Origin of the sequence: Zooshikella ganghwensis (assembly GCF_018263875.1) — a bacterium.
Classification (GTDB): domain Bacteria; phylum Pseudomonadota; class Gammaproteobacteria; order Pseudomonadales; family Zooshikellaceae; genus Zooshikella; species Zooshikella ganghwensis.
Genome location: NZ_JAEVHG010000001.1, coordinates 899,939 through 906,208, shown reverse-complemented (window position 1 = coordinate 906,208; position 6,270 = coordinate 899,939). Strand labels below are relative to the sequence as shown.

Sequence of the window (6,270 nt, the reverse complement as noted above, 5' to 3'; positions counted from 1 at the left end):
CCGCCGTCACTTTTTCCTTATCGCCGGGTCAGGCGGGTGATGCACCGGAAGGAAGAAAGCTACTAAAAAAGCTTGAAAACTGTGGGTGGGAAGGTGCACAGGTCATAATGGATAAAGCCTATGAGGGGGACGAAACCAGGCAGTTAGTCATTGATTTGAATATGGAGCCCGTAGTTCCACCAAGAATGAATCGGATATCACCCTGGACATATGATCGTGAAATGTACAAAAAACGGAATGAAGTTGAACGCTTATTTCGTAGGCTAAAAGGCTTTAGACGCATATTTTCACGATTTGAAAAACTAGACGCTGTTTTTCGTTTTTTTATTCACTTTGCGCTTATCGTAGACAAGTTAATTAGTGTTAACAGGCCCTAGGTTAAGGCTTTGTAATATAAAGGACGGGAAAAAAATGGCATTTAAATTAAATACAGTTTTATTATTAATGGCTGAGCACGGAAAAACAGTAATCCCTTTGAATGATGTGTGTGAAAAATATTTAGGGCTTAATCCACAAACTGCAACTTATCGCGCCAGTACACATCAATTGCCGTTTAATACATTCTTTCACATTGATTATCAGAATACTGAAACACCTTGTAAATAAAAGTATAACCAAATATCCCAATTCCAAACAAAACAACAGCCAACAGTATATATAACCACTTCATGGAAACTCTACAACTAACTCATAATTATTAACGATGTAACGACTCAGGTTTGATTTGAGTGTAACGCCTAAGCATATTCCAATCTTTGTGCCCCGTCACCAACGATACTTCATGAATATCATACCCTTGCTCAAACAGGCGGCTTGCAGCTTCATGGCGAAGATCGTGAAAACGTAAGTCATATATTCCAAGACTTCTGACGACTCGAGAAAATGCAGCCCCGACAGATCTAGAGTTATATGGAAAAATTCTGTCATCAATGCGTGGTTGCTTCAAAATAATCTCAAACGATTTACCCAATAAAGGCACAACCTGATTGTTATTGTGTTTATTTTTGGGACCCTTGCGTTCACGGATCAGGATTGTTTTTTTGTCCTTGTTGAGATCCTCCCAGCGAATATTACATATTTCCTTTTGCCGCATGGCCGTTTCGATAGCAAATTCAAAAATATCTGCCATCGGAATACTGGATTGTCGCTTCCCTCCCCGTTCATGAAACGCTAACAACAACTGTTGAATTTCCTCAGGATTGATTCGTCGATCTCTTCGGCCCGACTTACCAATTAACCCAAGCTGGTTAAGAACAGGCTTCGCGGAATCCACAGCATAGGTAGTAATTGGCAGCCCCCACCCGGCATGACAAAGCCCTAGATGGTGCGCAGGTAGGTGATAGCCTGAATGACAGTGGCAGGCCCTGCCCCCTCTAACCGGCGAATTTTACAGTGCTCAATCACATCCGCGCTGGTCAAGTCGATGGCAATTTTTCTAGCCAGACCTAAGGCTGATAACGACTCAAGGGTGTAGCGCTTACTACGACCAAATGGTTTGATAGCATCAACTTCAACAATATACCGGGTAATCAGTTCAGCCAGGGTCAACTTAGCTGCCTTGAGCTTTTCTAAGCCTTCAGCACTCTGCAACTCCAAATCACGCCGCTTACCCCATGCCCGTGCAAGCCGTTCACGGTCAAAAGTTCTTGATTCGGAATAGACAATTTTGCCTTTACGCTTTACTCTCACCAACGCCTGGTAAGCGGTACTTCCATTTGCCCTTGAACGTTTTAAAATAGTCAGCATTTGGCTCTCCATATGCACGGTGCAGCATACTCCAAATGCTACACCATTTGCTGCACTGATAGTTGAAATGCATCGTATTTTAGCGACTTTTTAAACGAATGTTTGATTCAAAAGTAATCGATAACTAGTTGATATGGCTAATAAAAGTAGTAAAAAGCTAAACCGGACTCTCAGCGTTGCACCCATGATGGATTGGACCGATCGTCATGAACGCTACTTCTTACGTTTGATTACTCGTCACACGCTGCTTTATACCGAAATGGTCACAACAGGTGCACTGCTCCATGGTGACCGTGAACGCTTTTTACATTACAGCCCTGAAGAACATCCAGTTGCCTTACAACTTGGAGGTTCAAACCCAGAAGAGCTTGCTGCATGCACCAAACTGGCTGAAGACTGGGGCTATGACGAAGTTAATTTGAATGTCGGCTGTCCAAGTGATCGTGTACAAAATGGGCGAATTGGAGCATGTCTAATGGCTGAGCCTGAGACTGTCGCTAACTGTCTCGCTCAAATGCAAAAAGCAGTTTCAATTCCTGTTACGGTGAAACACAGAATTGGTATCAATGGCCGAGAAGAGTTTGAACAACTCTGCCAATTTGTTGAAACAGTTTCTGCTGTAGGCTGTGAAACATTTATAATTCATGCACGCATTGCAATTCTCGAAGGGTTAAGTCCAAAAGAAAACCGGGAAATCCCCCCGCTTAAATACGAATGGGTCTATGCCATTAAAAAAGAGTTCCCTCACTTGGAAATCATTCTAAATGGTGGCGTTAATACAATGGAGGCAGTGCAGCAACACCTATCACATATTGATGGGGTGATGATTGGTCGTGAAGCCTATCAAAATCCATATATCCTGGCTCACGCTGATACACTTTGCTTTAATGACCATCACCACATTCCCTCTCGCCATGAAATTCTTAGCCAGTTTTATCCTTATATCGAAAAAGAGCTGGATAGCGGTACTCGCTTGCACCATTTAAGCCGACATATTCTTGGTTTATTTCAAGGGCAACCAGGAGGCAGGCAGTTCCGTCGATATTTAAGTGAAAATGCCTGTAAACCAGGAAGCAGTCTACAAACCCTGCAAGCAGCTGCAGCACTTACCGCTAGTTAGGTAACTACATTTCTTAACCAGCATGTTATACTAACCACCCACATTACAAACCCTTGCACTCACGGAGTTTATATCTGTATGCAAAACCAATTGGAACAACTAAAGCAAATTACTACAGTGGTTGCAGATACTGGTGATATTGAAGCCATAAAAAAATACCAACCCGTGGATGCAACAACAAACCCCTCACTGCTTCTTAAAGCCGCCGAGCTTCCTCAATATCAATCACTCATCGATGACGCCATTAGTTGGTCTAAAGGACAGGGTGGAAGCCAACAACAAATGCTTGCTAATGCCTGTGATAAACTGGCAGTGAGTATTGGTAAAGAGATCTTGCAGGTTATTCCTGGCCGTATATCCACAGAAGTAGATGCCCGCCTTTCGTTTAATACAGAAGCTACCATTGCTAAAGCAAAGCAACTTATGGCGCTATATGCTGATGCAGGAGTCAGCAGCGACCGAATTCTGATTAAAATTGCTTCAACCTGGGAAGGTATCCGTGCCGCTGAAATATTAGAGAAAGAAGGTATTCAGTGTAACCTAACGCTGATGTTTGGCTTTGCCCAAGCAGCAGCTTGTGCAGATGCTGGCGTTTACCTGATTTCGCCTTTTGTTGGCCGAATTTTAGACTGGTACAAAGCAGCTACTGGTAAATCATACACTGCAGCAGAAGATCCTGGCGTACAATCCGTTTCAGCGATCTACAACTTTTACAAGCAGCATGGTTATAAAACAATTGTAATGGGTGCCAGTTTCAGAAATATTGGTGAAATTCAGGAGCTAGCAGGCTGTGACCGCCTGACAATCAGCCCACAGTTGCTTGATGAGCTAGCATCGACCAACGCACCGCTTGAGCAAAAACTCAACCCAGAACACCTAGGCGAAGCAATCGCTAAACCTGCCGTTGATGAAGCTAGTTTCCGTTGGTCTATGAATGAGGATGCAATGGCCACAGAAAAACTGGCTGAAGGTATTCGCAACTTTGCAATTGACCAAGTTAAGCTGGAAAATAAGTTAAGCCCGCTTTACTAAAGCATTAAGGCCAGCAGCAGTGCTCACCAAAGCCTGCTGCTGTCTTCTATAAAAAATTAAAAAAGATAATGCTTCTTAACCATCACACTCTAGTGACTTCACTAGATCTTTGAATGCCTGCCGGTTCTTTTCATTCAGACTCATCAGCACCTTATGAGCATCCAGCACTTTTTTCTTTGCTGACTCTTCTGAACACTCTTCAACAGGCACTTCCTGGAGAGATTGAGATGGCTGAGCCTGCTCACGGACCAAAATAAAAACCTGATCAAAGCCCATACTCAACAAAATTCGAGTGATATCCTCATTGGTAGACACTACGGTAGGCACCAGACCCAGTTTTTTCTTCGCTTGAATAGAGAGTTTTGCTAACAGTCCAAGTGATGTACTGTCTATTCCCTCAGTTTCAGTTAAATCAACGATGACTGATTTAAAATCAGGCTGGGCAAACATTTTATCCAGAAACGTATCCAGGGTGGAGCAGAGCGTTAACCTTACATCACCCACAAATTTTAGAACATACGTTCCTTCATTTTCAGCAAACTGTATTTTTCCGGCTGTCATGACATATTCCTAGCCAACACCAGTAAGGCTATATCATCTGGTGCATCCTGCATTTTATCCAAGCCCAGTGCTTGTACAATTGCACCAACCGTTGATGCTCCTTCACTAATAATAGACAGCAAATACGCTTCTTTATCTTTCAGTCGTTCTTGAGGTAAAACCTCAATGATACCGTCAGAAAAGATAGTTAATGAAAACTGCATCGGCAAGTCCATTACCGTATTTGCGTAGGTCGCATCATCAAATAATCCTACAGGTAGACCATGTCCCTCCAGGTAATACTCGGTATCAGGTGTTGCAAACAAAGGGAACGGAAAGTGCCCCCCATAACTATATGTCAATTGATGACACTGCGTATCAAGAATTCCACAAAACATCGTGACGTGCTTGTCAAGATCAGCACTAATTAGCCCTTGATTCAGATAGTCCAGCAACTCTGCTGGTGATGCCTGCTCAGACCGACCTTGTTTCTCACACTCCTCTACAAAGAGCATAGTCATATGCTTTAACAGAACTGTGACAAATGCTGATGAAGCACCATGACCAGAAACATCTGCCAGATAAAAGACAAACCGATGCTCTCCAAGTGGAAAGTAATCTGCAAAGTCGCCACTTAGATAAAGTGAAGGGTTTATATGGTGAGCAAAAACATAGTCAGTCGTTGCGAAAGGGCTTTGCGGCAGCATTTTCAACTGAACCTGCCGACCAGCTTTTTGATCTGCTTGTAATTCTGCCAGGCTATTACGCAGTGTTTGAATGGCTTCTTCCAAGTTTTCTCGATAACGCTGATTGTCCTGCAATAACTGCGTATTTATCAGGGACCGATTGATGGAATGCTCAAGTACTTCTAAGTCGCCTATCGGTTTAATTAAGTAGTCACTGGCACCCAGTCGCAATGCAGTCACGACATCAGACATAACACCTGCACCTGATACCACAATCACAGGGGTATTCGGCGATATACCACGAATTGTTTTTAAAACACCTAAACCATCTAATTTAGGCATACGCAAATCACAGATCACCAGATCTGGATGCTCTTCTTTAAAAACCTGAATGCCTTCTTCACCATTTTCAGCCTGAGTGATTGCAAAGCCACTGTCTTCAAGGTAAGCCACAATGCTTTCACGGACAATGGGTTCATCGTCAATCACCAAAAGCTTACTACTGTTGGTATTCATAAACGGACCTTGCAATACCTGCTTTTCGCAAGCTTTGTCTATTCTTTAAAGAATAGGTCTTTCTTATGTTGCTCAACCCAGTTATGTGAGTTTGCTCACTATAAATCTGGCTAATCACTAATTGCATTACATGAGGTGGGCAACATTACTCTTTTATATAAAAGACAGCAAGAGTGATTTTTAAATAAGCAATAATTTTTATACGTCAGCCAACATCAGACAATAACACACAACCAACCGTACTTTTAACGCCTATGCTTATACTGAAGGGGTGTTTATAGAATGAGGTTATCCATGAACCTAAGTAACCAGTTTTATACAGAAAAACGAGGCTTTATTCGAATGAGGATGGAGACTGAAGCCAAACTCAAAGCACTGGGTTGTAGTGAGGGTAACCACACACTTACATCAATGTCAGTGAAATGCATTAACCTAAGTAGCACTGGCGTACTTCTTGAGTCTGAAAAGTCTCTAACGGAAGGTAGCTTATTGGAAATCACGATTCCATCTGAGCGCGAAGATTTTCCTGACTTTATTGCTGAGGGCACAGTTATTCGAGTCACTCAAAAGTCAACAGATGAATTATACGAAGTCGCATTGAAGATTGATAAAATTATGTAATAGATATGA

Annotated in this window: 9 protein-coding genes; 5 read left to right on the top strand and 4 right to left on the bottom strand. The window is 42.5% G+C overall.

All coding sequences use genetic code 11. The features are described 5' to 3' along the window. Together KHS79_RS03960 and KHS79_RS03955 are read left to right on the top strand one after the other, a co-directional pair. On the top strand, positions 1 to 377 hold a 377-nt coding region (locus KHS79_RS03960; protein ID WP_212716785.1), incomplete at its 5' end, for a transposase. 34 nt (positions 378 to 411) lie between these two features. Further along, positions 412 to 606, top strand: coding sequence for a pyocin activator PrtN family protein (locus tag KHS79_RS03955; RefSeq protein ID WP_212716783.1), 195 nt, complete (start codon positions 412 to 414; stop codon positions 604 to 606). A gap of 91 nt (positions 607 to 697) precedes the next feature. Here KHS79_RS03955 and KHS79_RS03950 read toward each other — a convergent pair whose 3' ends face one another. After that, positions 698 to 1,273 carry a site-specific integrase gene (locus KHS79_RS03950; protein ID WP_212716781.1) on the bottom strand — a complete coding sequence of 192 codons (576 nt, stop codon included), beginning with the start codon at positions 1,271 to 1,273 and terminating at the stop codon, positions 698 to 700. A gap of 44 nt (positions 1,274 to 1,317) precedes the next feature. Beyond that, entirely contained in the window at positions 1,318 to 1,746 is a 429-nt protein-coding gene (locus KHS79_RS03945; protein WP_212716778.1) for a hypothetical protein, read from the bottom strand. 133 nt (positions 1,747 to 1,879) lie between these two features. Here KHS79_RS03945 and dusA point away from each other — a divergent pair, with 133 nt between their 5' ends. Together dusA and tal are read left to right on the top strand one after the other, a co-directional pair. Then, positions 1,880 to 2,866 carry a tRNA dihydrouridine(20/20a) synthase DusA gene (gene dusA, locus KHS79_RS03940; protein ID WP_212716776.1) on the top strand — a complete coding sequence of 329 codons (987 nt, stop codon included), beginning with the start codon at positions 1,880 to 1,882 and terminating at the stop codon, positions 2,864 to 2,866. A 78-nt stretch (positions 2,867 to 2,944) separates the two neighbouring features. Next, a complete protein-coding gene (gene tal, locus KHS79_RS03935; protein WP_094787888.1) occupies positions 2,945 to 3,898 on the top strand; it encodes a transaldolase in 954 nt (317 codons plus the stop codon). Positions 3,899 to 3,973: 75 nt separating this feature from the next. Here the strand turns inward: tal and KHS79_RS03930 are convergent, their stop codons facing one another. Next, positions 3,974 to 4,459, bottom strand: coding sequence for an STAS domain-containing protein (locus tag KHS79_RS03930; protein ID WP_027709822.1), 486 nt, complete (start codon positions 4,457 to 4,459; stop codon positions 3,974 to 3,976). Then, positions 4,456 to 5,640, bottom strand: coding sequence for a SpoIIE family protein phosphatase (locus KHS79_RS03925; RefSeq protein WP_212716774.1), 1,185 nt, complete (start codon positions 5,638 to 5,640; stop codon positions 4,456 to 4,458). Before KHS79_RS03925 ends, KHS79_RS03930 begins: the two co-directional genes overlap by 4 nt. A 294-nt stretch (positions 5,641 to 5,934) precedes the next feature. On the opposite strand from KHS79_RS03925, the gene KHS79_RS03920 reads away from it, so the two are divergent. After that, a complete protein-coding gene (locus tag KHS79_RS03920) occupies positions 5,935 to 6,261 on the top strand; it encodes a PilZ domain-containing protein (RefSeq protein ID WP_212716772.1) in 327 nt (108 codons plus the stop codon). Positions 6,262 to 6,270 lie beyond the last annotated feature (9 nt).